The following is a 25185-nucleotide window of genomic DNA, read 5'->3' as shown; positions in this document are numbered from 1 at the left end:
TAGGTTCGCCGCATGGCTTCCCAGGTGCTCGTCGCCGCGAATCGCGGCCCCCTCTCGTACGCCCTCGCCGCGGACGGCACGCTCAGTGCCCGTCGCGGCGGGGGCGGCCTCGTCTCCGGCCTCTCCACCGCCCTCGCCGAGCAGCCCGGGGCGCTGTGGATCTGCGCGGCACTGTCGGACGCGGACCGGGAGGCGGTACGGCGGGGGGTGTCCGAGCCGGGCGTACGGATGCTGCCGATCGACCCGGAGGTCTACGACGGCGCGTACAACGGCATCGCGAACTCCGTGCTGTGGTTCCTCCACCACCACCTGTACGAGATCCCGCGCGAGCCGGTCTTCGACGCGGAGTTCCGGCGGCGCTGGGGCTCGTACGTCGCGTACAACGAGGCCTTCGCGGCGGCGTGCGCCGAGGAGGCGGCCGAGGGTGCGGCGGTCCTGATCCAGGACTACCACCTGGCCCTCGCCCCCGGGATGCTCCGCGAGCTGCGCCCCGACCTGCGCATCGGCCACTTCACGCACACGCCGTGGGCCTCGCGGGACTTCCTGAACATGCTTCCGGACGACATCCGGAGCCAATTGCTCCGGGGGATGCTCGGGGCGGACCGGCTGGGGTTCCACACCCAGGAGTGGGCGGACAACTTCATCAGCGGCGCCACGCAGGGCCCGGTTCCGGCCGGTCCCGAGCGCGGGGTGCGGCACCAGGACCGGTTCACGCACGTCACCCCGTACCCCCTCGGCGTGGACGCGGACGAGCTGCGCGCGCTCGCGCACCGGCCGGAGGTGGACGACAAGCTGGCGGCGCTGCGGGCGGAGGTCGGCGACCTGAAGACGATCGTCCGCGTCGACCGCACGGAACTGTCGAAGAACATCCTGCGGGGCCTGCTGGCGTACCGGGAGCTGCTGGTCTCCCACCCCGAATGGCGGGAGCGGGTGGTCCACCTGGCCTCCGCGTACCCCTCCCGGCAGGACCTGACCGTCTACCGGGAGTACACGGAGTCGGTGCGGGAGCTGGCGGCGGCGATCAACACGGAGTTCGGCACGGCCGACTGGCAGCCGGTGCTCGTCTCCGTCGAGGACGACTTCGCGCGATCGCTGGCAGCGTACCGGCTGGCGGACGTGGCGCTGGTCAATCCCGTGCGGGACGGGATGAACCTCGTCGCGAAGGAGATCCCGGTGGTCTCGGAGGCGGGGTGCGTGCTGGTGCTGTCCACCGGGGCGGGGGCGTACGAGGAGCTCCGCGCGGACGCGCTGACGGTGAACCCGTACGACGTGACGGCCACGGCGGAGGCGTTGCACGCGGCGCTCTCCATGCCGGCGGCGGAGCGCGCAGACCGCACGAAGCGGCTCGCGGTGGCCGCCACGGCCCTCCCCCCGACCCAGTGGCTCACGTCCCAACTGGACGCCCTCCGCCCCTGACCCTCCCGGCCCCGGGCCCCCCTCACCGCTGCGCGAGGCAAGTCCCCGCAGCCCCCCTCACCGCTGCGCGGGGCAAAGTCCCCTACCCGCCCTTCCACCGTTCCCCGGGCTGCGCCCGGACCCCCTGGGGCTCCGCCCCAGACCTCGCGCCTCAAACGCCGGCGAGGCTGGATGTACCCAGCCCCTCCGGCGTTTGAGGAGCGGGGGTCCGGGGGCTGGCCCCCGGGAACGGCGCCGCACCCGGCAACGGGTCCGGGCAGAGCCCGGGGAACGGTGGAAGGGTGGGTAGGGGACCTTGCCCCGCAGGGCCGACCCAGCCGCACCCGCCCACCGGACCCCGCGCCGGGACGGCAGGGGCGCCAGCCCCGACCCGCCACCGCCGGACGGAGTCCGGCGCAGCGGCGCGAAGCCGGTAAGGCCCGCCAGGGCCGCACCGCGCGAGCGGCGCGTTAGGAAGAGGTCAGCGCCGCGGCCAGTGCGGACAGGAAGGCGACGACCTGCGACGGGCCGGACAGGGTCAGGTCCGCGCGGGCGGCGAGTTCCGGGACTTCCGCCGAGCCGCTGCACAGCAGCAGCCCCGGCATGCCCCCGGCCCGCAGCTTCTCCACCGCCGAGTACGCCGCGAGGTCCCCCAGGTCGTCCCCGGCGTAGAGCACGGCCTCCGCGCCCACCTCCGCGAGGTACTCCGTGAGGGCGACGCCCTTGTCCATCCCGGGCGGCCGCAGCTCCAGTACGGCCCGCCCCGGTTCGACCATCAGGCCGTGCCGGGCCGCAAGCCCCGCCAGGGGCTCCCGCAGGGCCGCGAAGGCCGCTTCGGGGTCGGCCGCACGCCGGGTGTGGACGGCCAGCGCCTGGCCCTTCTCCTCGATCCACGTCCCGCGCCACGCGCCGATCGCGTCGAGGAACCCGGGCAGCTCGGCCCGGACCGCCGCCACCCCCGGATGCTCGGCCGGAGCGTGCACGATGCCGCTCACGGCGTCCCAGCGCTCGGCTCCGTAATGCCCGAGCACGACCAGGTGCTCCAGTCCGGGGACCCCGGCGAAGCCCCCGTAGCGGACGGCGACCCCGGCCGGCCGGCCGGTGACGACCGCGATGGAGCCGACCTCGGGGGCGAGGGCGGCGAGCGCGGGGACGGCTCCGGGGTGGGCCCGTGCCTGGTCGGGGTCGGGGACGATGTCGGCGAGGGTGCCGTCGAAGTCGAGGGCGACGACGGAGCGGCGCGGTGTGCGGAGGAGGGCTTCGAGTCCCTCGCGTCCGGCGGTGGTGACGGGCATCGGCAGATCGTGCGGATGGCTCCCCATACGCACGACCCTAACGGCCCAACCGGGCCACGGCTACGGCGCGGGGCAGCACACCCCGGCCGCCGCTACCGCCTGGCCCGCTGCGCCTCCCGGATGCGCCGCAGGCGGTTCACGGTGCCCGGTGCGTGCTCCAGCGCCCTGGGATCGTCCATCAGCGCGTTGAGCAGCTGGTAGTACCGGACCGGGGGCATCCCCAGTCCTTCCCTTATGGCCCGTTCCTTGGCGCCCGGCCCGGGCCAGGTGCGGCCTTCGTAGGCCAGTACGGCCGCTTCGTCGGCGCTCAGCCCGGCCGGCGGCCTCTCGTCCGCGTCCGTCATACGGCCAGATTAACTCCGCCCTCCGACAGCCCCCGGTCGGCGCCGACCGGGGGCCGACCGGGCGCCGATCAGCGGGGCTCCGCCTTGCGCGCCATCTCCGCGAGGTCCCCGAGGATCTTCTCGGGCTGTCCGCCGGGCTGCACGGCCTTGCCGATGTTCTTCTTGACGTCATCGCTCACGGCCGCCCAGGACTTCTTGCCCACGGGGTAGAGCCGCGCGTTGGGCAGCGCGTGCAGGAAGGTCTTCAGCTCCGCCGAGGAGGCGTCCGTGGCGGCTTCCATGGCCCGGGAGCCGCTGGTGGTGACCGGGAGCAGGTCGTACTTCCCGGTGAAGGCCGTCACGTTGTTCGCCTCGTACAGGAAGTCCAGGAACTTCCCCGACTGCGTCTGGTGGCCGGTCTTGAAGGCCATCACCCAGTCGGCGACGCCCATCGTCGGGTGGCCGGCCCCGTCGGCGGTCGGCATGGGGGTCATGCCGTACTTCACGCCCTTCGCGGCGGCCTGCTTGAGCAGCGTCGGGTGCCCGTTGAGCATGCCGACCTCGCCGCGCGAGAAGGCGTCGAAGGCGGCCTGTCGGTCCAGCTTGGCCGGTTCGACGGGGCCGGTCAGGCCCGCGCCGACGAGCTTGTCGCGCAGGAACTTCAGGGTGCTGACGTTGTCCGCGGAGTCGATCGAGTAGTTCTCTTCGTTGTCGGCGTAGCCTCCGCCGCCCGCGAGCAGCCACTGCATGGTCTCGGCCTGCGCCTCCTCGCGGCCCAGGGGCAGCGCGAGGGGGGTCGGGACGCCGGCCGCCTTGAGCTTCTTGGCGGCGGCCTCCAGCTCGGCCCAGCTCTTGGGCTGCCAGGGGGTCTTGCCGTCCTTGGGGATGATGCCGGCGTCGGCGAAGAGCTTCTCGTTGTAGAACATCAGCCGGGTGCTGGCCACGAAGGGCAGGCCGTACTGGTTGCGCCTGACCTTGCCCGCGTCGGCGAGCGGCGCGAGGAAGTCGGCCTCGGTGGTGACCGAGAGCAGCTCGTCGGCGGAGTACAGCTTGCCCTCGGCGGCGTAGTCGGCGTAGGCGCCGATCTGGGCTATGTCGGGGGCCTCGCCGGCCTTGACCATCTCGGCGACCTTGGCGTCGACGTCGGTCCAGGAGTAGACGTCGACCTGGACCTTGATGCCGGGGTGCTTCTTCTCGAAGGACGAGGCGAGCTCCTTCCAGTACGGCTTGGAGGAGTTTTCCGGTTTGTCCCCGTAGTCGGCCGCCACGACCTTGAGGGTGACCTCGTTGTCCCCTGCGAGACCCGACACGGCGCCGCAGCCGGTCAGCGTCACGGCGGTCAGGCACAGTGCGAGACCGGACGCGGCGAGGTTCAGCTTTCTGGCCTGGACAGTTCGGGCCTTCACAGTTCTCGTTCCACCCCAGGTTGTTCCGTACGATTCGCGTAAAGGTCTACACCACTTTTGAGCCTGGTCAACATCCGGGCCCAAACGTGCACACGGCCTGCACGCGCACACGCGTACGGACGCACGTACGGACGTCACTCACCGACGAAGGTCCTGAATTTGTATGGCCACTCAACAATCCCTCTCAGTGGACTAGACCTTTGCCCTCCGATCACGCGAGACTGTCACCCGTGAAACCCGTGAAACACGTCATCGCCCTCGATGTGGGCGGCACTGGGATGAAGGCCGCCCTCGTCGCCGCCGACGGCACCCTGCTCCACGAGGCGCGCCGCGCCACCGGCCGTGAGCGGGGCGCCGAAGCCGTCGTCGAGACGATCCAGGACTTCGCCGCCGAGCTCCTCGACCTCGGCCGGGAACGCTTCGCCACCACCGCCTCCGCGGCCGGCGTGGCCGTCCCCGGCATCGTCGACGCCGAGAACGGGATCGCCGTGTACGCGGCGAACCTGGGCTGGCGCGACGTCCCCATGCGCGAACTGCTCGGCAGACGCCTCGGCGGCATCCCGGTCGCCCTCGGCCACGACGTCCGCACGGGCGGACTCGCCGAGGGCCGCATCGGCGCGGGCCGCGGCGCCGACCGCTTCCTGTTCGTCCCCCTCGGCACCGGCATCGCCGGAGCCATCGGCATCGCCGGCCGCATCGAGGCCGGCGCGCACGGGTACGCGGGCGAGATCGGCCACATCGTGGTCCGCCCCGGCGGCCCCGCCTGCGGCTGCGGCCAGAACGGCTGCCTGGAGACCCTGGCCTCCGCCTCCGCCGTCAGCCGCGCCTGGGCGGCCGCCTCCGGCGACCCCGAGGCGGACGCCGCGGACTGCGCCAAGGCCGTGGAGTCCGGCGACGAGCGCGCCCGGGAGGTCTGGCTCGCCGCCATCGGCGCCCTGGCCGACGGGCTGGTCACCGCGATCACCCTGCTGGACCCGCGCACGCTGATCATCGGTGGCGGACTGGCCGAGGCCGGGGAAACCTTGTTCACACCACTACGGACGGCCGTCGAGGAACGCGTGACGTTCCAGCGGCTGCCCCACATCGTCCCGGCGGCCCTCGGGGACACCGCCGGATGCCTGGGTGCAGGGCTGCTCGCCTGGGATCTACTCGCCACGGAGGTACCTGCCTGATGTCCGGAAGCGCACATGTGGGCCGCAGCACCGTTCTCTCCGGCGCCGACGTGGTGCTGCCCACGGGCATCGTCAAGGGCGGGCGCCTGATCGTCGACGGCGACCGCATCGCCGGCAGCGCCCACGAGGACGCGGCCGTCATCGACCTGACCGGGCACTGGATCGTCCCCGGCTTCGTCGACATGCACAACCACGGCGGCGGCGGTGCCTCCTTCACCTCCGGCACCGCCGAGGAGGTGCTCAAGGGCGTACGGACCCACCGCGAGCACGGCACCACCACCCTGGTCGCCTCCACCGTCACCGGTGACCTGGACGAGCTCGCCCGCCGCGCCGGGCTGCTCGCCGAGCTGACCCAGCAGGGCGACATCGCGGGCATCCACTTCGAGGGCCCCTTCATCAACCCCTGCCGCAAGGGCGCGCACAAGGAAGACCTGCTGCGCGACCCCGACCCGGCCGAGGTCCGCAAGCTGATCGACGCCTCGAACGGCGCCGCCCGCATGTTCACCCTCGCCACCGAACTCCCCGGCGGCCTGGACTCCGTACGGCTGCTCGCCGAGCACGGGGTCATCGCGGCGATCGGCCACACGGACTCCACCTACGAGCAGACCCTCGAAGCCATCGAGGCGGGCGCGACCGTGGCCACCCACCTCTACAACGCGATGCCGGGCCTGGAGCACCGCGCCCCGGGCCCCATCGCGGCCCTGCTGGAGGACGAGCGGGTCACCGTCGAGCTCATCAACGACGGTGTCCACCTGCACCCCGCCATGCTGGAACTGGCCTTCCACCACGCCGGCGCGCACCGGGTGGCGCTGATCACCGACGCGATGGACGCGGCCGGCTTCGGTGACGGGACCTACCACCTCGGCCCGCTGGAGGTCGAGGTCAAGGAGGGCGTCGCCCGCCTCGTCGAGGGCGGCTCCATCGCGGGCTCCACCCTCACCCTGGACACCGCCTTCAAGCGGTCGGTCACCCTCGACAAGCTCCCCGTCGAGTCCGTGGTCCAGGCGATCTCCGCCAACCCGGCCAAGCTGATCGGCGTCTACGACCGGGTCGGCTCGCTGGAGCCCGGAAAGTACGCGGACCTCGTCGTCCTCGACTCCGACTTCGACGTCCGCGGCGTCATGCGGCGCGGGGAATGGATCGTCGACCCGCTCGCGGGCAAGTAGCCGCACGGGACACACGGAACACACGGACCGGAAGCGGTCGGCCCCGGGTACTGGGCCGACCGCTCATCTGTTTGGCATGATCCCCGCACACACCGAAACCGGGGCCCCGCCATGATCCTGACCGTGACGCTCAACACCGCACTCGACGTCACCTACCGCGTACCGCGCCTGCTCGCGCACGCCTCCCACCGCGTCACCGAGGTCACCGAACGCCCCGGCGGCAAGGGCCTGAACGTGGCCCGCGTGCTCGCCGCGATCGGTCACGAGGTCACCGCGACCGGCTTCGCGGGCGGCCCCACGGGCCGCCTCGTACGCGAACTGCTCGCCTCCTCCCCCGGCGTCCGCGACGAGCTGGTCCCCTGCACCGGCACCACCCGCCGCACCCTGGCCGTCGTCGACGAGGCCTCCGGGGACACCACGCAGTTCAACGAACCCGGCCCGCTGATCACCGCCGCCGAGTGGTCCGGGTTCCTCTCCCGCTACGAGGCCCTGCTGACGGGCGGCGCCCGCGCGGTGGCCCTGTGCGGCAGCCTGCCCCCGGGCGTGCCCGTGGGGGCCTACGCCACCCTCGTACGGGCGGCCCGCGCGGCCGGCGTGCCCGTCCTCCTCGACACCAGCGGCGAAGCCCTGCGCCGCGGGGTCGCCGCCCGCCCCGACGTGATCAAACCGAACGCCGCCGAGCTCGCCGAGCTGACCGGGTCCCGCGACCCGCTCCCCGCCACCCGCGACGCCCGCCGGCGCGGGGCCCACGCGGTGGTCACCTCGCTCGGCCCGGCCGGACTGCTCGCCGCCACCGCCCTGGGCACCTGGCGGGCGGCCCCACCCCGCACCCTGACGGGCAACCCCACCGGCGCCGGCGACTCCGCGGTCGCGGGCCTCCTCTCGGCCCTCACCGAAGGGCTGGACTGGCCGGCCCGCCTGACCCGCGCGGTGGCCCTCTCGGCCGCCACGGTCACCTCCCCGGTGGCGGGCGAGTTCGACCCCACCGTCTACGAGGAGGTCCGGGGGTCGGTGGCCGTGACGGGGAGCGGGTCCCCCTGAACGTGTCTGGACCGGCGGCAACCTCGCCAAGAAGCACACCGGCACCAGCGGCTGGGTCCACTGCGGCCAGCAGCCCCCCGGACAACGAAGAGGTCCGGCCCCCACCACAGGAGTGGTGGGACCGGACCTCTTTCCGTTCGCTCAGCGCCTGACCTGGCCCGCGGCCAGCTCGAGCTGGTCGAAGACCGCATCGCACTGATTGCCCGGCTCGCACGAGATCTTCATCGTGTTGGAACCCTTCGTGAGCTTGATCCACGCGAAAGTGCGCGTCCAGCCCTTGTCCCAGGCGCCCTCCGGGGCCTTGGCGAAGTTCGCCAGGTTCAGCGACTGCGTCGGGGTCTTCCCGTTGACCGTGAGGGTGGCCTTCGCGTCCTTGCCGGGCACGCCGTAGTTGACGAAGAGCGTGTAGTCGCCCGAATCCGGGACGTCCACGGTCCAGGTGAGCGCGGCGCCCTGCTGGCCGAAGTTGCCGACGTACTGGCCGCCCGCGCTCTTCGCACCCGGCACGTCCTTCGCCAGGGTCGCGCCGCCGCTGATCACCATGCCCGGACCGCCCGCGTCGCCCTTCGGCAGCGGGGCTGCCGGGGACGCGGAACCGCTCGGCTGGCCCGAGGGACTCGTGGCCGGGGCCGACTGGCTCTGGCCGGGGGTCGCCGCCTTGTCGCCGCCCTCGGGCTTGTCCTTCTTGCCGAAGATCACCGCCGCGCCGATGCCGATCGCCACCGCGGCGACCACCGCGACGGCCGCGATGAGCATGCCCTTGCGGCTGGAGCCGCCGCCACCGTGGCCGCCGCCGGAGCCGGGCAGCGGGACGGACTGGGTGTACTGCGGGGGCTGCTGCTGCGGCGGAACGCCGTATCCGCCCGCCTGGAGCGCCTCGGGGGCCTGGTACTGCGCCTGGTAGGCCGGGGGCTGCTGCGGTCCCTGCTGATAGGGAACGGGCCCGCGCTGGCCGCGCTGGGGCCGGTCACCGACGGTGCGGACCTGGTTGTACGAGGTCCGGGGCACGCCCGGCTGACCGCCGGCCGGTCCCGGGTAGCCGTACCCGCCGCCCTGACCGGGCGGGGTGGCCCCCGCGGCCTGGCCGTCCTCGTAGAGGTAGCCGAACGGGTCGTCATCCTCGGGCTGGTTCGCCCCGTTGTTCGGGCCGTGGTTCGCGGGCGTCGTCATCGCAGGTCACTCCTTTCGACCCCGGGGAGCCTACCCCGAACAGGTGCGCCCACGGGCGGCCCGAGAGTTTACCCGGCCCTGCGGTGCGCCTTCGAACGGGACCGCTTCTCGATGTACATGCGCTGGTCGGCCGAGCGCAGCACCTCGTCGGCCGACATGCCGCAGCTCGCCCAGCCGATGCCGAAACTGGCTCCCACCCGGACCGCGCGGCCGTCGACCCGGATCGGCGGGATGATGGCGTTGCGCAGCCGCACGGCGAGGTCGGCTGCGTCGGCGGCGCCCAGCCCGTCGGCGAGGACGACGAACTCGTCGCCGCCCAGCCGGGCCACCGTGTCCCCGTCGCGGACACCGGTCGTCAGCCGCCGGGCCACCTCTATCAGCACCGCGTCGCCGGTGTGGTGCCCGAACCGGTCGTTGATCGACTTGAACCCGTCGAGGTCGCAGAAGAGCACCGCGAGCCCCTTCGTACCGTCGTCGATGTCGGTCGCCGGCGCGACCGTGTGCACGTGGTGGTCGTACGGGCCCACCCCGCCCGAGCCGCCGCCCGTACCACCGGGCCCGCCCATGCCGCCGGGGAACTCGAAGGGCTCGGGAAAGCCGTCGGGCCGGAACCCGTGCTCGCCGTGCGCTCCGTGCTCACCGTGCACCCCGGTCCCCTCCACCGAGGGCCGCGTCTCGAAGGCGGCGTCCAGCGCCTCCACGGCGGTGGCGCGCACCGACTGCGGGCGGCGACAGAGCCGGGCCCCGAGCCGGGAGCGGAGCTCGGCGCTGTTGGGCAGGCCGGTCAGCGAGTCGTGGCTGGCCCGGTGGGCGAGCTGCAGCTCGTGCCGCTTGCGTTCCTCGATGTCCTCGACGTGGGTGAGCAGGAAGCGCGGCCCGTCGGCGGCGTCGGCGACGACGGAGTTGCGCAGCGAGACCCATACGTATGTACCGTCGCGCCGCCCCAGTCTCAGCTCGGCGCGGCCGCCCTCGGCGGAGGTGCGCAGCAGGGTGCCGATGTCCTCGGGGTGCACGAGGTCGGAGAAGGAGTACCGGCGCAGCACGGAGGCGGGCCGTCCCAGCAGCCGGCACAGCGCGTCGTTGGTGCGCAGCAGGCGGCCGTGCTGGTCGCCGCCCATCTCGGCGATGGCCATGCCGCTCGGCGCGTACTCGAAGGCCTGGCGGAACGACTCTTCACTGGCGCGCAGGGCCTGCTGTTCGCGCTCCAGGCGGACCAGGGCCCGCTGCATGTTGGCGCGGAGCCGTGCGTTGCTGATGGCAATCGCGGCCTGGAAGGCGTACATCTGGAGGGCTTCGCGGCCCCAGGCGCCGGGCCGGCGTCCGTTGCGCGGGCGGTCGACGGAGACCACGCCGAGCAGTTCGCCGCCGGAGGCGTACATGGGGGCGTAGAGCCGGTCCTCGGGGTGCCACTCGTCCTCGAACCGCGGGTCGGGGCCCTCGGTGTGCCACTGCGGGACGTCGTCCTCGACGAGGACCCAGCCCTCGGTGTGCGGGATGAAGCGCAGGCCGTCCCAGTTCTCGCCCATCGTCAGGCGGCGTTCCCAGGAGGCGCGCGAGCCGACGCGGCCGGTGATCAGGGCTTCTGCGGCGGGGTCTCCCGCGAAGGCGGCGACGACCAGATCACCGTCGGGGCGAACGAGGTTGACGCAGGCGAGTTCGTAGCCGAGGCCGAGGACGATGCCGTCGACGACGGTCTGCAGGGTGTCCGCCAGGCTCCGGGCCGTGTTGAGCTCGGCCACCACCCGGTGCAGCTGCCGCAGGGTCGCAAGACGGACGTACGGCTCCGACTCGGTCTCCATTGCTCGCTCTCCCCGAGACCTCGACAGCAACTCCAGGTTTGTCATCGGCGCTTCGTTGCGGTGTCCCGTCCACTGAATCACAGTGAGCTGTGCGGCAGGTACACAGGGTCAACAAATCTTGCTCTCTGTGACTCAAGTCACATGAGATGAATAAGGATGGTCGCCGCCCTGCCCCACTCGGGTTCATTCCGGCCGGTTCGTCCGTTCTGTTCCCGGTAGCAAACGATACGCCGGGATCCGCGGCGGTCCTGGGCGGCCTAGGCCGACGGGCGGGGGCGCCGCTCGGACTTGCGCCCGATGCGCCGCGCGAGGGGTGACAGTAGCGTCCCGACCGTGCCCCCTACGACCCCTGTGACACCACTTTCCGTACCCGCACCCCATGCTGAGGGGGTGAGCAACGACGAGTTCCGGGCCGCGATGTCCCGACTGGCGGCGGGCGTGTGCCTGATCACCGCGCAAGAGCCGCCCCTGTCGGCCGGCGGTCCGCGCGGCGAGGACGTCGGCATGACGGCGACCGCCTTCATGTCCGTGTCCCTGGAACCGCCGCTGGTCCTCGTCAGCGTGCGCGAGGGCTCCCGGATGGACGACCTGCTGGCCGAGCAGCCGCTGTGGGCGGTATCGGTGCTCGCCGACCACCAGCTCCAGATCGCGAGCCGGTTCTCGATGAAGAACCGCATCAGCGACCGGCTGCTCTTCGCGGACCTGCCCTACACCCGCGGCGGCGTCTCCGGCGCCCCGCTGCTGTCGGGGGCGCTGGCCACCCTGGAGTGCCGTACGGAGAACCGCGTCGAGGCGGGTGACCACACCCTGGTCATCGGCCACGTCCTCACCGCCGCCCAGCCGGCGCCGGACTCCCCGCCGCTGACGTACTTCCGGGGGCGCTACCGGCACCTGGCGCCCTGAGCCGGGGGCTGAGCCGGGGGGCCTGAGCCGGGCACCTGGGCCGGGGGCCCCGCGCTACCAGTCCCGCGCTACCAGTCCCGCGCGTTGCGGCCGCGCTTGGTCTCGCCGCGGGCCTTCTTCTCGCGCAGCCGCCGCTCGTTGATCCCGCGGGGGATCTTCGTCGCCCGGCGCGCCTTCGGCGGCGGCGCCGTGGCCTCGGCCAGCAGCGCGGCCAGCCGGACCAGCGCCATCTCCCGGTTGCGGAACTGCGAGCGGTGCTCGGAGGCCCGTACCGTCACGACCCCGTCGACCAGCCGGGACGCGAGGCGCTCCAGCGCCCGCTCCTTCCACACGTCGGGCAGCGACTTCGTCGCCGCGACGTCGAAGAGGAGCTCCACGCGCGAGTCCGAGGTGTTCACGTGCTGGCCGCCCGGCCCCGAGGACCGCGAAAAGCGCCAGGCGAGCTCGCCCTCGGGGAGCACGACCGAACCGCGGATGACATAGGGACCAGGCATGCCCCCTATGATCCGTGCCCGCCGGGACCCCGTCACCCGCATTTCCCGGACCGGATCGCGGACATTTCCCCGAATGCGGAACCTGGCGCCCCTCTCCCCGCGTTATGGAGGTCAGCGGTAACTTGGGCAGCCTCACGGTCGATACGACAAGTGAGACCAAGTGAGACTAGGAAGGGACACCAGTCACCATGGCAGTAAGCCTCTCCAAGGGCGGAAACGTCTCGCTCAGCAAGGAGGCCCCGGGCCTCGCGGCCGTCACGGTCGGCCTCGGCTGGGACACCCGCACGACCACCGGTGTCGACTTCGACCTGGACGCCTCGGCCATCGCGGTCAACGCGCTCGGCAAGGTCGTCTCCGACGGCCACTTCGTCTTCTTCAACAACAAGTCCACCCCGGACCAGACCATCGTCCACACCGGTGACAACCGCACCGGCGAGGGCGCGGGCGACGACGAGGCCATCAACGTCAACCTCGCCGGCCTGCCCGCCGACGTGGACAAGATCGTCTTCCCGGTCTCCATCTACGACGCCGAGACCCGCAGCCAGAACTTCGGCCAGGTCCGCAACGCGTACATCCGCGTCGTGAACCAGGCCGGCGGCGTCGAGATCGCCCGCTACGACCTCTCCGAGGACGCGGCGACCGAGACCGCCATGGTCTTCGGCGAGCTCTACCGCAACGGCGCCGAGTGGAAGTTCCGCGCCGTGGGCCAGGGCTACGCCTCCGGCCTGACCGGCATCGCCCAGGACTTCGGCGTCAACGTCTGACCCTGAGCGCCCGCGTCCCAGGACGCGTCTCAGCTGGAGCCCCCTCCCGGCCGTCCGGGGAGGGGGCTTCGCTACCGTTCGGTACGTGATCCTCCTGCCGCTCGCTCCCGTCGAGGACGGCGCCCTGCCGGGCCCGGTCCTCACCGAAATCGCCACGCTCTACGCGACCAACCACGCGTTCTTCGAGCTCAGCGGCGATTTCCCCGACCCCGGCCGCATCACGGTCGAGCAGGTCGCCGCCGCCCTCGCCGACGAGCTCGCCCACGAGGGGGCCGAGGTCCTCCTCGCCCGCTCCGCCGGACGCCTCGTAGGCCTGGCCGCCACGCTCGCCCATCACCCCGATCCGGCGTCCGAGGATCCCGACCCGTGGATCGGCCTCCTCCTCATCGACGCCACCGCGCACCGCGAGGGCTACGGCCGCACCGTGGTCGCCATGGTCGAGGACCGCTTCCGCGCCGCCGGCCGGACGGGCGTACGGATCGCCGTGCTCGACGCCAACGAGAAGGGCCTCGCCTTCTGGCAGTCCCAGGGCTACGTCACCCTGCGCCGGGCCGCCGACCGCGAGGCGGGCCGCCCCTGCACGGTCCTGCGCAAGGCGCTGTAGGCGGGGCACGGGGCTACGGCGCCGCCGACGCCTTCGCGTCCTTCGGGGCCTTCGGGCGGTCCTTCCCGTACAGCCACACGTCCCAGACCTCCGTCAGGTCACGGCCCGTCCTCTCCTCCGCGTAGGCGGTGAAGTCGGCCGTGCTCGCGTTCCCGTGCCGGTGGTCGGCCGCCCAGCCCCGGACGAGGGCGAAGAACTTCTCGTCGCCGACCTCCTGCCGGACCCGTTGCAGGACCATCGCCCCGCGCCCGTACACCGGGGACGCGGAGATCTCCTTCGGGTTCCGCGGGGCGGCCGGCGGGAAGGCGCCCCAGTCCGAGCCCGCCTCGCCGTCGACGCGGGTGTCCCCGGCGAGGTAGGCGTCGAAGTGCTGCTGCGCGGTCGGGCCGCCGTGGTCCTCGGACCACAGCCACTCGGCGTAGGTCGCGAAACCCTCGTTGAGCCACATGTCCTTCCAGGACTTCGGCGACACCGAGTCCCCGAACCACTGGTGCGCCAGCTCGTGCAGCACCAGCTCCTCGCTGCCCGGCGCCCCCGGGAACACCGGCCGGGTCTGGGTCTCCAGCGCGTAGCCGAGGCTGTGCGCGGGCAGCACGATCGCGCCCGTCGCGGAGAAGGGGTACGGGCCGAACCGCCCGATGCCCCACTCCACCATCTCGGGCAGCCGCGCGAGCACCGGCTCGCTCGCCGCCGCCTCCCCGGGCGAGACCGCCGTGTAGAGGGGGATCCCGGAGGCGGTCCGCCCGGTCGTCACCTTGAACTTCCCGACGGCCACGGTCGCCAGGTAGCTCGCCATCGGCTCCGCGGAGTGCCAGGCGAACACGGTCCGCCCGTCGCCCTCCTCCGTACGGGAGCGCAGCTCGCCGTTGGACACGGCCTCGTGCCCCTTGGGGACGGTCACCGTGATGTCGTACGTGGCCTTGTCGCTCGGGTGGTGGTTCCCCGGGAACCAGGCCATCGACCCGACGGGTTCGCCGACGCCCACCGCGCCCTGGCCGCCGGGGGTGACGATCCACCCCTCCTCGGACCCGTCGGGGTCGGTGACGGCCTTGGGCCGGCCGGAGTAGTCGACCTCCGTACGGAAGACCTCCCCCTGCTCCAGGTCCTCGGCGGGGCGCACCGTCAGCTCGTTGCCGGTGCGGTTGAAGCGGGCCCCCTCGCCCTGCACGCTCACGCCCTCCACCTCGAGGCCGCTGAGATCGAGGTTGAAGGAGCTGAGCCCCTGCTCGGCACGGGCGGTGATCACGGCGGTGGCGTGCAGCTGCCCGTCGGCCGGGTCGTAGTCGAGGTCCAGGGAGTAGTGCTCGACCTGGTAACCGCCGTTGCCGGCCTTGGGGAAGAACGGGTCGCGCACCCCCGACGCACCCGGCCGCCCCTGCACGGTCTCCCCCGTACAGCCCGTGGTGAGGGCGAGCAGGGTGGCGACGGCAAGGGCGGCCAGGCGGGAGAGAACGCGGTGATCCACGCGTTCGAGACTACGTCCCGCGACGAGAGTCCTCGTTATTCGGCGGCGGGGTTACTTGGCGAGGGCGTCCACGCCGGCCTTGGCGAACTTCTCGTCCAGGTCACCGCTCGGGGCGCCGGCCACGCCGACACCCGCGACCGGGGCGCCGTCGGCCTGGACGGGGGTGCCGCCGCCGAGGAAGAGGGTGCCGGGGATGTCCTTCAGGTTCGGGGTCTGCGCGAGGCGGCCGGCGAGCACCGAGGTCGGGGCGTTCCAGGACACGGCGGTGAAGGCCTTGCGCTGGGCCGACTCGTAGGACTGCGGGCCGGCGCCGTCGCCGCGGAGCGTGACGATGGTGTTGCCGTTGCGGTCGACGACGGCGACGGTCACCTTCTGGTTCTCCTGCTCGGCGGCGTCCAGCGCGGCCTGGGCGGCGCGGGTGGCGGCGTCGATGGTGAGGTGCGTGGTGGTGGTGAAGTTCTTCTTGTCGCCGTCCTTCTTCGCGACGGCGGCGGGGGCGGCGGCCGGAGCGGAGGCCGGGGCGGCGTTGGCGCTGACCGCGCCGAGGGCTCCCGCGCCGAGGGCGACGGCGACGGCGGTACCGGTGAGAACGCGGGTGCGGGTCTTCATGTCTGCTGCTCCTGTGAACGTCGGCACGGCGGGCTGTCCTGCCGTTGCTCCAAGCCTCTCCCCGCCACCCCCACCACCCCGTCCCCGTACCGGCTCCGAAGCCGACCCCCACCGGTTGACCCGGGGGTCAACCGATCGGCTGATGCGCGATGGTTCCGACGGCGGTTTACCTGTCCTTTCAACCGTCCGGCGCCCGAGACCCAGGGTCCGGGGTCCGGGGCGGAGCCCAATCCAGCCGTCCGGCGCCCGAGACCCGAGGTCCGAGGCGGAGCCCAATCCAGCCGTCCGGCGTTTGAGGACCGGGGTCCGGGGCGTCCGGCGCCCGAGACTCGGAGTCCGAGGCGGAGCCCAATCCAGCCGTCCGGCGTTTGAGGACCGGGGTCCGGGGCGGAGCCCCGAGGGGTCCGGGCGCAGCCCGGTACCCCTTCCCAGCCCGTCCGGCGTTTGAGGACCGGGTCCGGGCAGAGCCCGGGGAACGGTGGAAGGGCGGGTAGGGGACACGCCCCGCGCAGCGGCACCCACCCGCACCACAACACGACCCGGCACCATGGAACGACCGGCACCACCCCCAGGAGCACCCCGTGACCAGCGCGCACCCACCGACCCCATCGGCCCCGCCGACCCCATCGGCCCCGCCGGCCCAGGCGACCACCCCACCCCCCCAAGACACCCGCGCCCTCGCCACGGTCATGCACACCGCGTTCTTCCTCCTCCTCGGCGCCTCCGTGGCCCGCTTCCTCCTCCGCCACCCCGACGAACCCCGCACCCCGTGGATCATCGCCCTCGGCATCACCCTGGCCCTGCTCTACGTACTGGGCCCCGCCCTGGGCGCCGCCCCCACCGTGCGCCGCCTCATCTGGCTCGGCCTGGTCGTCGCCGTCTGGGTGGTCCTCGTCGTCCTCGCGCCGAGCTTCGCCTGGTGCGCCGTACCGCTCTTCTACACGGCCCTGCGCACCCTCCCGCCCCGCGCGGCCGTCGTCCTGGTGGCCCTGCTCACCGTGTTCGTCGTGGCGGCGCAGCTCCGCCTCGCCCAGGCCTCCGACCCGGGCGAGCCCTTCGACCCGAACCTCCTCCTCGCCCCGCCCGCCGTCGCCGCCCTCGCCACCGCCGTGTTCATCCACATGGAGCGCCAGGCGGCAGCCCAGCGCACCCTGATCGACGACCTGATCCGCACCCGCCGGGAACTGGCCGCCACCGAACGCCGCGCCGGCACCCTCGCCGAACGCCAGCGCCTCTCGATGGAGATCCACGACACCCTGGCCCAGCACCTGTCCAGCCAGCAGATGCTCCTCCAGGCCGCCGAACGCACCTGGGACACGGACCAGGGCACCGCCCGCGCGCACGTCCGTACCGCCACCGACATCACCGCACGCGGTCTCGCCGAGGCCCGCCGCCTGGTGCACGACCTCGCGCCGCGCGAACTCGCCGGCGGCGCCGGCCTCCCGGACGCCCTGCGCGCGCTGGACGCGGGCCCGGACATCGAGGTCCGCTTCCACCTGGAGGGCGCGCCGGTCCCCCTCCCCGACCGCGCGGAGCAGGCGCTGCTGCGCATAGCGCAGGGCGCGCTGGCGAACGTACGGGAGCACGCGGGGGCCCGTACCGCGGCCCTCACCCTCAGCTTCCTGGGCGACCAGGTCGTCCTGGACATAGCCGACGACGGCCACGGCTTCACCCAGCTCCGCGCCGCCGCCGGGGAACGCGGCCACGGCCTCCCCGCGATGCGCGCCCGCGTCCGCCAGCTCGGCGGCACCCTGACCATCGAATCCACCGCAGGCGAGGGCACGGTCCTCTCGGCGTCGATCCCCCTGTCGATCCCCTTGGAGAACACCCCATGACCACGATCCTCCTCTGCGACGACCACGTCGTGGTCCGCGCCGGCCTGCTCGCCCTGCTCGGCAGCGAGCCGGACATCGAGGTGCTCGGCGAGGCGGGCAGCGGCGAGGAGGCGGTCGCCCTCGCGGCCAAACTCCGCCCCGACGTGGTCCTGATGGACCTCCAGCTCGGCGAGGGCATCGACGGCGTGGAAGCCACCCGCCGCATCACGACCGCCTCCGAGAACCCCCCGCACGTCCTGGTCCTGACCACGTACGACACCGACGCGGACATCACCCGGGCCATCGGCGCGGGCGCCACGGGCTACCTGCTGAAGGCGGAACGCCCGGAGGAGCTGTTCGCCGCGATCCACTCCGCCGCCCAGGGCCGCACCACGCTCTCCGCCCCCGTCGCCAGCCGCGTGATGGCCCACATGCGGGGCGGCAACCGGCCCACCCTGACCGACCGTGAGCTCGACATCCTCGGCCAGCTCGCCCGCGGCCTCGGCAACCGCGACATCGCCCGCGCCCTGTTCATCAGCGAGGCCACGGTCAAGACCCACCTGGGCCGCATCTACGACAAGCTCGGCGTCGACACCCGCGCGGGCGCGGTCTCGGTGGCCAAGGAGCAGCGCCTCCTCCCCTGACGGCGCCGTCGCCGCCCTCTCTCCGGCACGGATCACACGGATCACATCGTCCATCCGTACGAGATCGCGCTCGTACGCCGCGCCGATCCGCCGCGGGCGTCGACACGACAGGCTCGTCAGTGCCCGGACCGCCCCGAGCAGGCCCGGGCACCACCAGCCGTGTCGAGAGGAACCCGCCATGCCGACCACCGATTTCGCCCCGGAACGCCGCCGCATGCTCACCATGCTGGGCACCGGCGCCGCCGTAGCCGGGCTCGGCGCCCTCGCCGCCGCGACGCCCGCCAACGCCGTGTCCGAGGACTACGAACTCGCCGCCTCCGCCTGCGGAACCGGTACGGCCGAAGACGAACTGGCCATCCGCCGGCTGCTGGAGACCTACCTCTTCGCCGTCGACACCAAGGACAAGACGGTCTTCCGGACCCTCTTCACCGACGACGCCGTCCTGACCGTGATGGCCCACCCCGACGGCACCGCCGGCATCGTCAAGACCGGCATCGAGGCCGTCGTCGCCAACCTCGACGGCGCCGCGGCCTGGGGCTACTCCACCCACGTCACCGCCAACGCCTACATCAAGGCCACCAGCCGGACGACCGCGACGGGCGACAGCCACGCCACCGCCCAGCTCGTCTACCCGGCCACCGCGACCGCACCCGAGACCGTCGTCGTGCGCGGCATCCGCTACCGCGACGAGTACGTGAAGACCGCGGGCGTCTGGAAGATCCGCAAGCGCGTCTTCTCGCCGACCTGGCAGTACAACGGCGCCTCCGTCCAGATCAACTACCCCAACTGATCACCCGTCCGGGCTAACCGGGCGCGCCACCCTGCCCCAGCCCGATGAGTCCCCGGTCGACGGCCGCGCGCACGGCCGCCGTACGGTTCTCCACCCCGAGCTTCTCGTAGACGTGCACGAGGTGCGTCTTGACCGTCGTCCCGCTGATGAACAGGGCCGATCCGATCTCCCGGTTGGAGCGGCCCGTCGCGATCAGCTCCAGGATCTCGGTCTCCCTGGCCGTCAGCGCCGCACTCGGCGCCCGGTACCGGCTCATCAGCCGCGAGACCACCGAGGGCGACAGCGCCGACTCCCCCGCCGCGACCGTCCGCAGCGCCTGGAACAGCAGGTCGGGCGGGGACCCCTTCAGCAGGTACCCCGCCACACCCGCCTCCACGGCCCGTACGACGTACGCGTCGGACTCGTAGCTGCTGAGCACGACCACCCGGGGCGGCGCGGGCATCCGCCCGATCCGCCGTGCGGTCTCCACCCCGCACATCCCCGGGCCCATCCGGATGTCCATCAGCACCAGCTCGGGCCCCAGCTCGCGCACCATCCGCAGCGCGGCGCCCCCGTCCGCGGCCTCTCCGCACACCTCGAACTCGGGACACCCGCCCAGCAACGCCCGCAGCCCCGCGCGCACGACGGGATGATCGTCCACCAACAGGATCCGCACCGGCGTCATACCGGCCCCGGCCCCGACCGCGGACGCGGCACCGGACCCGCTTGCGGACTCGACCTCGGACCCGATCCCGGACCTGACTGCGGACCCGACCCCGGCCCCGGCTCCTGCCCCGGAGCGGGCAGGCAGACCGACACCACCGTCCCGCCCCCACCCGGACTGCTCTCCACCGTCGCCGTACCCCCCAGGTACGCGATGCGCCGGCGCAGCAGCCGCAGCCCGTCCCCACCCGGGCGCCCGGCGGTCGCAGCAGCGGCGACAGCGGCCGGATCGAACCCGACGCCGTCGTCCCACACGTCGAGCGCGAGTACGTACGGCTGGTAGGTCAGCGTCACCACCACGGCCGAGGCCCGCGCGTGCCGGCGTACGTTGGCCAGGGCGCCCTGGGCCGCCCGCAGCACCGCGGCCTCGACCCTGCCCGGCACCGCACGGGGTTCCCCCTCCAGCCGGAACCGGGCCCCGTCCACCCCGGCGCACAGCTCGCGCAGCACATCGGCCAGCGCCGCCCGCTCCAGCTCCACCGGAGCCAGGTCGTGGATGAGCCGCCGCGCCTCGGCGAGGTTCTCGCGGGCCGCGGCGGCGGCCTGCCGGACCAGCAGCCGGGCCTGGCCCGGCTCCCGCGTCCACTCCCGGTCGGCCGCGTCGAGCAACAGGTGCATGCTGGTCAGCCCCTGCGCCACGGTGTCGTGCAACTCGGCCGCGAGCCGGTGGCGCTCCCGCAGCACCCCCGCCACCACGGCCTCCCCCTGCCCCCCGGCCCCTCCCACGCCCGTCCCCTCTCGCCACGCCCCCCGAACGCGCCGAGCATAAGCCGACGAACCCGACACCCCCGGGGGGCATCAGGAACTCTGATCCTCGGCCCCCGCACCACCCCCGAGGACGTCCCGAGAACACCGCGCGGGGCACCTCCCGCCCCACCCGTGACACCATCGGGTACGTGCTCGACATCGGCTACTCCCTCTCCCGGCGCTTCCCCGACCCCCCGCAGACCGACTACCGCTCCGCGGACGTCCACTCGCTGCGCCACGACCTGTTCTGCGGGGACGTCTACCTCGCCGACACCGCCGCGGACCGGGAAGTGTCCACAGCCTGGGGATGGGTGCCCGTACTGGACTTCGCCTGGGCGCTGTGCGACATCGTCGAGCAGCTCGACCAGGACCCGCGCGGCAGCCGCGCGGCCAACCGGCAGTACGCCGAGATCGACTTCACCGAGTCCTCGGACCGCATGCTCTTCGAGCGCCGCTTCGGGTGGGTGGACGTCGAGGCCGACTGGATGCCGTCGGAGGAAGCCCCCCTCACCTTCAGCCACCGCCTGCTGCGCCGCGAAGCCCGGGACTTCCTCCACGACGTGATCGCGGACCTCGTCGACATGCACGACGGCCTCGGCGACAACCCGGTCATCTGGACCCTCCAGTCCCGCTTCCCCCGCGTCCCGGCCTGACCCGCCGGGCCGCCGGGCCGCCGGGCCGCCGGGCCGCCGGGCCGCCGGGCCGCCGGGCCGCCGGGAACGACCGGCCGGGTAGGGTCGCACTCTTCGGGCCCGAAGAGCCTGGAGTCCCCGTGAGGCACCGCCGACCATGACCGACCCCGCCCCCGCCCCCGGCCACACCCCGGCGGCCGAGGCCGCCCCCGCAGCCCGCGTACGACTCGACCGGGCACTGGCCCGGCTGGCCGTCACCTTCCGCGGGATGACCGCCCCGGCCGACGAGGGCCAGTGCGACTGCCACTGGGGCAGCCCGGAGGAGCTCGCCCTGCTGAAGCTCCCCGGCACGGACCTCGACCCCGACCTCGTGCACCGCACCTGGAGCACCACCGACTGGAGGGACCACGGCGCCGTGCTGCGCCGCGTCCTGCCGCAGTTCGCCCGCGAGCTGACCGGCGGCCTCGGCGCCTACGCGTGGGACGTCGACCGTGTCGGCCTCTCGTTCCACTGCGCCGAGTGGCAGCAGTGGCCCGCGCCGCAGAGCGCGGCCGTAGGGGAGTTCCTGCACGCCTGGTGGGCCCACACCCTCCTCACCCCGGACCCAGCCCTCCCGGCACGCGAAGTCCTCCAGATGTGCACCGAAGCCTCCGGCACCATCGGCCCCTGGCTCGCGGACTGGGAATCCCTCCGCCACCCGGTCGCCGACCAGCACCTCGCCGACACGGTCGACCACTGGGAACGGGAACTCCTGCGTTACGCACTCCCCTGGACGACGTGGGTCTTCATCTCGGAATCGGACGAGGAGGTGGAAGCCGTACGGACGGAACTGACCGGCTGGCTCGCGAGCCGGGCGCCCGCACGCCTCCGCGCCCACGGCGCCCCCGAAGAGGTCCTCCACGCCGTGCGACTGCTCGGCCTCCACGATGCCGCCCGCTGGAACGACCCGCACTGGCCGTACGCACCTGACGGGACTCGCCTGCCGGGATTCGCCTGACGGCGCCCGCTACGGGACCACCCTCAGCCCCAGCTGCGCAGCCAGCGCCGGCGCCAGGTCGAACAGCTGCGCCGGGCTGATCACCGCCCCCGCCAAGGCGTCCACCCCCCGCGCGATCCCCAGCTCCGACGCCTCCCGCAGGTCCACCTCCGTCATCCGTGCCCCCGAGAAGTCCGCCCCGCGCACCACACAGTCCCGGAATTCCACCCGCTCCAGCACCGCACCCCCGAAGTCCGGCTCCACCAGCACGCACCCCTCGAACACCACGTCCTTCAGCTGCGCCATGCGCAGGTTCAGGTAGTCGATCTTGCCCCCGCGCACGAGCACCCGCTCCAGCACCGACCCGTGCAGCTGCACCCCGCCCAGCCGGGCGTCCAGCAGTTCCACCTCGCGCAGCGAAGCCCCCGCCAGGTTGGTCCCGACGCCCCGGACGCCGTCCAGCACCGAGTCGAGGAACCGGGCCTTGGCCAGCACGGTCTCGTCCAGCGCGCAGCGCCGTAGCGCGCAGTCCACGAACAGGGACCCTCTCCCGTCCTGGCCCGCCAGCCCCACGTCCAGGAGCTCCAGCCCGTCGTAGTCCCCGTCCGGCTCCAGTTCCGCGTCCTCCCACGCGCGCAGCTCCGGCAGCCGCACCTCCGGCCGACGCGCCGCCTTCACCGTCTGCTTCTGTCCGTTTCGCACCATCTCCCCATCCTGGCCGACCCCACTGACAACCCCTTGACCTCAACCCCGCTTGAGGTCACACGCTGTCCCCATGACCACCACCAAGGCCACGGCCACGGCCACGGCCGCCACCCCGGCCCACACCCCGACCGCCCCCGGCGCCATGCACGCCATCCGCCTCCACGCCTTCGGCCCCGCGGAGAACCTCTCCTACGAGTCCGTCCCCCGCCCCGTCCCCGCCCCCGGCCAGGTCCGCATCGCCGTCGCCGCCGCCGGCGTCCACCTCCTCGACACCGCCCTGCGCCGCGGCGTCCAGGGCCCGCCCGCGCCCCTGCCCGAGCTGCCGACCGTCCCCGGCCGCGAGGTGGCCGGCACCGTCGACGCGGTCGGCCCCGACACGGACACCGGATGGCTCGGGCAGACCGTCGTCGCGCACCTCGGATTCGCCCCCGGCGGCTACGCCGAGTACGCCGTCGCGGACGCCGCCCGGCTGCACCCCGTCCCGGACGGCCTCGACCCCGCCACCGCCGTCGCCATGATCGGCACGGGCCGCACGACCCTCGGCATCCTCCAGTTCGCCGAGCTCGGCCCCGGCTCCGTCGCCCTGATCCCCGCCGCCGCGGGCGGCATCGGCACCCTGCTGGTCCAGTACGCCAAGCAGGCCGGAGCCACCGTCGTCGCCCTCGCCGGCGGCCCCGCCAAAACCTCCCGGGCCACCGCCAACGGCGCCGACCTCGCCCTCGACTACACCGCCCCGGACTGGGCCGACACCCTCCGCGCCCACCACCCCGACGGCGCCACCGTCCTCTTCGACTCCGTCGGCGGCTCCGTCGCCCGCACCGCGCTCGGCCTGCTCCGCGACGGCGCCCGACACCTCGTCTTCGGCTGGTCCGGCGGCCCGCTCGACCTCACCGACGCCGAGCAGGCGGGCCTCGACGCCCGCGGCATCACCACGCAGTTCGTCCTCGGCCCCGCCATGCTCCAGCGGGCCGGCGGCGAAGACCCCATGCGCCTCCTCGAAACCCGCGCCCTCGCCGAAGCCGCCACCGGCCGCCTGCGCCCCGCCCTCCAGCGCTACCCCCTGGCCGAGGCCGCCGCCGCCCACCACGACCTGGAAACCCGCGCCACCACCGGCAAGGTCGTCCTGGAACCCTGAGCGGCTACGCGCCCCCGAGCTCCGCCAGCGCCCCTTCGGTCAGCCGGTACACCGACCACTCGTCCTGCGGCCGCGCACCCAAGGCCTCGTAGAAGGCGATCGTCGGCTCGTTCCACTTCAGGACCGACCACTCCAGCCGCTCGTACCCGCGCTCCACGCAGATCCGCGCCAACTCCCGCAGCAGCGCCTTCCCGTGGCCTCCGCCGCGCACGCCCGGACGGACGTACAGGTCCTCCAGATAGATCCCGTGCACCCCGCGCCACGTCGAGAAGCTGAGGAACCACAGCGAGAAGCCCACCACCTCGCCCTCCTCCGTCACCGCGAGGTGCGCGAACGCCGCCGGCCGCTCACCGAAGAGCGCCTCCCGCAACTGCTCCTCGGTGGCGCGCGCCTCGTGCGGCACCTTCTCGTGCTCCGCGAGCTCGCGGATCATGGCGTGGATGACGGGTACGTCGCTGACGACGGCGCTACGGATCATGCCTGCACCCTACGAGCCACCGCGCCGGCCCTTCCCACTCCGCCCGTCCCGCCCCAGCAGCACCTCCGCGATCCGCAGCTGCCGCCCCGCCGGCCGGTCCCCGTCCTCCACGTCCCACAGGCAGTTCTGCAGCACCCGCCCCAACGTCCACGCCCGCGCCCGTTCCCGGTCCGCGCCCACCGCCTCCGCGAGCGCCTCGAACCGCCACCGCACCTCCCGCGCACGGAAGTTGTTGACCAGCGCCGGCAACAGCTCGAACCCCGGATCACCGGCGAGCGGCTTCGGATCGATGGCCAGCCAGGGCTCGCGCCCGCCCGCCAGGACGTTGTCGTAGTGCAGGTCCCAGTGCAGCAGCCGGTCCCCCGGCTCCCCCGCCACCTCCGCGAGCGCCGCCGCGCAGTCCGCGACGAGCCCCCGCTCCCGGCCGTCCGCCAGCTGCGCCAGCGCACCCGGCACCGCCTCCAGCATCGCCGCCGCCACGTCCCCGAGCCGCCGCAGCCCGGCCGGCGCGGGAACCGCAGACAGCCGGGCCAGCAACCCTCCGACGACCTCCACCGCCCGCCCGGAGTCCCGTACGGCCACCCCCGACAGGTGCCGGCCCTCGTCGAGGCGCTCCAGCAGCAGCGTGCCGGTCTGCGCATCGTCCGCCAGCAGCCGTACGCAGCCCTCCCCGGCCCACGCGCGCAGCGCGAGCGCCTCCCCCGCGTTCTCCTCGTCCAGCGCCGGCAGCTTCAGCGCCGCCGCCGTCCCGTCGGCCCGCACGACCGGCAGCACCAGGGCCGTCACCCCGTACATCCCGGGCCCGGTCACCCGTAGCTCCCACCGCTCCAGGAACGCGGCCACCCGGGCGGGCAGCGCGTCGACGAACTCCCGCCCGGCCACGCCGTTGTCCCGCACCTGCGCCCGCACGAACCCCGCGGGAACCCCGCCGAACCCCAGACCACCGATCCCCGGCC

General features: G+C 73.4%; 26 protein-coding genes. 13 read left to right on the top strand and 13 right to left on the bottom strand.

Annotated features, from left to right (window positions below; genetic code table 11):
- Nucleotides 1-12 precede the first annotated feature (12 nt).
- On the top strand, nucleotides 13-1416 hold the full coding sequence (locus tag OG898_RS13875; protein ID WP_266957032.1) for a trehalose-6-phosphate synthase: 1404 nt from the start codon (nucleotides 13-15) through the stop codon (nucleotides 1414-1416).
- Nucleotides 1417-1865: 449 nt separating this feature from the next.
- Here the strand turns inward: OG898_RS13875 and otsB are convergent, their stop codons facing one another.
- From otsB to OG898_RS13860, 3 genes are all read right to left on the bottom strand, one after another.
- Entirely contained in the window at nucleotides 1866-2717 is an 852-nt protein-coding gene (gene otsB, locus OG898_RS13870; protein WP_250744541.1) for a trehalose-phosphatase, read from the bottom strand.
- 65 nt (nucleotides 2718-2782) lie between these two features.
- The gene (locus OG898_RS13865; RefSeq protein ID WP_250744542.1) at nucleotides 2783-3034 is read right to left on the bottom strand and encodes a DUF3263 domain-containing protein; all 252 of its coding nucleotides are present in this window, start codon (nucleotides 3032-3034) and stop codon (nucleotides 2783-2785) included.
- Nucleotides 3035-3102: 68 nt separating this feature from the next.
- Nucleotides 3103-4419: an extracellular solute-binding protein gene (locus tag OG898_RS13860; protein ID WP_250744543.1), complete on the bottom strand. Its 1317-nt coding sequence runs from the start codon at nucleotides 4417-4419 to the stop codon at nucleotides 3103-3105.
- Nucleotides 4420-4658: 239 nt separating this feature from the next.
- Here OG898_RS13860 and OG898_RS13855 point away from each other — a divergent pair, with 239 nt between their 5' ends.
- The 3 genes from OG898_RS13855 (at nucleotide 4659) to OG898_RS13845 (ending at nucleotide 7798) form a co-directional block, all read left to right on the top strand.
- Nucleotides 4659-5591 carry an ROK family protein gene (locus tag OG898_RS13855; protein WP_250744634.1) on the top strand — a complete coding sequence of 311 codons (933 nt, stop codon included), beginning with the start codon at nucleotides 4659-4661 and terminating at the stop codon, nucleotides 5589-5591.
- Nucleotides 5591-6757, top strand: a complete 1167-nt coding sequence (gene nagA / locus OG898_RS13850; RefSeq protein WP_250744544.1) for an N-acetylglucosamine-6-phosphate deacetylase — start codon at nucleotides 5591-5593, stop codon at nucleotides 6755-6757. The genes OG898_RS13855 and nagA overlap by 1 nt, the downstream gene beginning before the upstream one ends.
- A gap of 111 nt (nucleotides 6758-6868) precedes the next feature.
- Nucleotides 6869-7798: a 1-phosphofructokinase family hexose kinase gene (locus OG898_RS13845; protein ID WP_250744545.1), complete on the top strand. Its 930-nt coding sequence runs from the start codon at nucleotides 6869-6871 to the stop codon at nucleotides 7796-7798.
- A gap of 141 nt (nucleotides 7799-7939) precedes the next feature.
- Here the strand turns inward: OG898_RS13845 and OG898_RS13840 are convergent, their stop codons facing one another.
- Both OG898_RS13840 and cdgB read right to left on the bottom strand, forming a co-directional pair.
- Nucleotides 7940-8968: a CBM35 domain-containing protein gene (locus OG898_RS13840; RefSeq protein ID WP_250744546.1), complete on the bottom strand. Its 1029-nt coding sequence runs from the start codon at nucleotides 8966-8968 to the stop codon at nucleotides 7940-7942.
- A 68-nt stretch (nucleotides 8969-9036) separates the two neighbouring features.
- Nucleotides 9037-10767 (bottom strand): diguanylate cyclase CdgB, encoded by a 1731-nt coding sequence (cdgB, locus tag OG898_RS13835; protein ID WP_250744547.1) that lies wholly within the window; start codon nucleotides 10765-10767, stop codon nucleotides 9037-9039.
- A 417-nt stretch (nucleotides 10768-11184) separates the two neighbouring features.
- Between cdgB and OG898_RS13830 the strand changes: the two genes are divergently transcribed.
- Nucleotides 11185-11670, top strand: a complete 486-nt coding sequence (locus OG898_RS13830) for a flavin reductase family protein (RefSeq protein WP_250744635.1) — start codon at nucleotides 11185-11187, stop codon at nucleotides 11668-11670.
- Nucleotides 11671-11738: 68 nt separating this feature from the next.
- Here the strand turns inward: OG898_RS13830 and arfB are convergent, their stop codons facing one another.
- Nucleotides 11739-12164, bottom strand: coding sequence for an alternative ribosome rescue aminoacyl-tRNA hydrolase ArfB (arfB, locus tag OG898_RS13825; RefSeq protein WP_250744548.1), 426 nt, complete (start codon nucleotides 12162-12164; stop codon nucleotides 11739-11741).
- A gap of 188 nt (nucleotides 12165-12352) precedes the next feature.
- On the opposite strand from arfB, the gene OG898_RS13820 reads away from it, so the two are divergent.
- A complete protein-coding gene (locus tag OG898_RS13820; RefSeq protein WP_250744549.1) occupies nucleotides 12353-12928 on the top strand; it encodes a TerD family protein in 576 nt (191 codons plus the stop codon).
- Nucleotides 12929-13013: 85 nt separating this feature from the next.
- Nucleotides 13014-13532, top strand: coding sequence for a GNAT family N-acetyltransferase (locus OG898_RS13815; RefSeq protein ID WP_266957027.1), 519 nt, complete (start codon nucleotides 13014-13016; stop codon nucleotides 13530-13532).
- A gap of 13 nt (nucleotides 13533-13545) precedes the next feature.
- Here OG898_RS13815 and OG898_RS13810 read toward each other — a convergent pair whose 3' ends face one another.
- Complete coding sequence (locus OG898_RS13810; protein WP_266957025.1) at nucleotides 13546-14997, bottom strand: M1 family metallopeptidase; 1452 nt, start codon at nucleotides 14995-14997, stop codon at nucleotides 13546-13548.
- A 51-nt stretch (nucleotides 14998-15048) separates the two neighbouring features.
- Nucleotides 15049-15606 carry a heme-binding protein gene (locus OG898_RS13805; RefSeq protein ID WP_250744552.1) on the bottom strand — a complete coding sequence of 186 codons (558 nt, stop codon included), beginning with the start codon at nucleotides 15604-15606 and terminating at the stop codon, nucleotides 15049-15051.
- 689 nt (nucleotides 15607-16295) lie between these two features.
- Here OG898_RS13805 and OG898_RS13800 point away from each other — a divergent pair.
- The 3 genes from OG898_RS13800 to OG898_RS13790 all read left to right on the top strand — a co-directional run bounded on the left by OG898_RS13800 (nucleotide 16296) and on the right by OG898_RS13790 (nucleotide 18854).
- Nucleotides 16296-17441: a sensor histidine kinase gene (locus OG898_RS13800; protein WP_266960234.1), complete on the top strand. Its 1146-nt coding sequence runs from the start codon at nucleotides 16296-16298 to the stop codon at nucleotides 17439-17441.
- Nucleotides 17438-18064, top strand: coding sequence for a response regulator transcription factor (locus tag OG898_RS13795; RefSeq protein ID WP_250744553.1), 627 nt, complete (start codon nucleotides 17438-17440; stop codon nucleotides 18062-18064). The genes OG898_RS13800 and OG898_RS13795 overlap by 4 nt, the downstream gene beginning before the upstream one ends.
- Before the next feature lie 178 nt (nucleotides 18065-18242).
- Entirely contained in the window at nucleotides 18243-18854 is a 612-nt protein-coding gene (locus tag OG898_RS13790) for a nuclear transport factor 2 family protein (protein ID WP_250744554.1), read from the top strand.
- 13 nt (nucleotides 18855-18867) lie between these two features.
- On the opposite strand, the gene OG898_RS13785 is transcribed toward OG898_RS13790, so the two are convergent.
- Both OG898_RS13785 and OG898_RS13780 read right to left on the bottom strand, forming a co-directional pair.
- Entirely contained in the window at nucleotides 18868-19518 is a 651-nt protein-coding gene (locus tag OG898_RS13785; RefSeq protein ID WP_250744555.1) for a response regulator transcription factor, read from the bottom strand.
- The gene (locus OG898_RS13780; protein WP_266957022.1) at nucleotides 19515-20282 is read right to left on the bottom strand and encodes a sensor histidine kinase; all 768 of its coding nucleotides are present in this window, start codon (nucleotides 20280-20282) and stop codon (nucleotides 19515-19517) included. The genes OG898_RS13785 and OG898_RS13780 overlap by 4 nt, the downstream gene beginning before the upstream one ends.
- Nucleotides 20283-20452: 170 nt before the next feature.
- Between OG898_RS13780 and OG898_RS13775 the strand changes: the two genes are divergently transcribed.
- Entirely contained in the window at nucleotides 20453-20956 is a 504-nt protein-coding gene (locus OG898_RS13775; RefSeq protein ID WP_250744557.1) for a hypothetical protein, read from the top strand.
- A gap of 136 nt (nucleotides 20957-21092) precedes the next feature.
- Nucleotides 21093-21932 carry a hypothetical protein gene (locus OG898_RS13770; protein ID WP_266957018.1) on the top strand — a complete coding sequence of 280 codons (840 nt, stop codon included), beginning with the start codon at nucleotides 21093-21095 and terminating at the stop codon, nucleotides 21930-21932.
- Between the two features lie 9 nt (nucleotides 21933-21941).
- Here the strand turns inward: OG898_RS13770 and OG898_RS13765 are convergent, their stop codons facing one another.
- Nucleotides 21942-22616, bottom strand: coding sequence for a pentapeptide repeat-containing protein (locus OG898_RS13765; RefSeq protein WP_266957016.1), 675 nt, complete (start codon nucleotides 22614-22616; stop codon nucleotides 21942-21944).
- 142 nt (nucleotides 22617-22758) lie between these two features.
- Between OG898_RS13765 and OG898_RS13760 the strand changes: the two genes are divergently transcribed.
- Nucleotides 22759-23751 (top strand): zinc-binding dehydrogenase, encoded by a 993-nt coding sequence (locus OG898_RS13760; protein WP_266960232.1) that lies wholly within the window; start codon nucleotides 22759-22761, stop codon nucleotides 23749-23751.
- 4 nt (nucleotides 23752-23755) lie between these two features.
- Here OG898_RS13760 and OG898_RS13755 read toward each other — a convergent pair whose 3' ends face one another.
- Nucleotides 23756-24229: a GNAT family N-acetyltransferase gene (locus OG898_RS13755; protein WP_266957014.1), complete on the bottom strand. Its 474-nt coding sequence runs from the start codon at nucleotides 24227-24229 to the stop codon at nucleotides 23756-23758.
- A gap of 9 nt (nucleotides 24230-24238) precedes the next feature.
- Nucleotides 24239-25138: an aminoglycoside phosphotransferase family protein gene (locus OG898_RS13750; protein ID WP_266957012.1), complete on the bottom strand. Its 900-nt coding sequence runs from the start codon at nucleotides 25136-25138 to the stop codon at nucleotides 24239-24241.
- Nucleotides 25139-25185 lie beyond the last annotated feature (47 nt).

Origin of the sequence: Streptomyces sp. NBC_00193 (genome assembly GCF_026342735.1) — a bacterium.
Classification (GTDB): Bacteria; Actinomycetota; Actinomycetes; order Streptomycetales; family Streptomycetaceae; genus Streptomyces; species Streptomyces stoeckheimensis.
The sequence above is the reverse complement of the archived record's forward strand: the minus strand, read 5'-3'. Positions and strand labels throughout refer to the sequence as shown.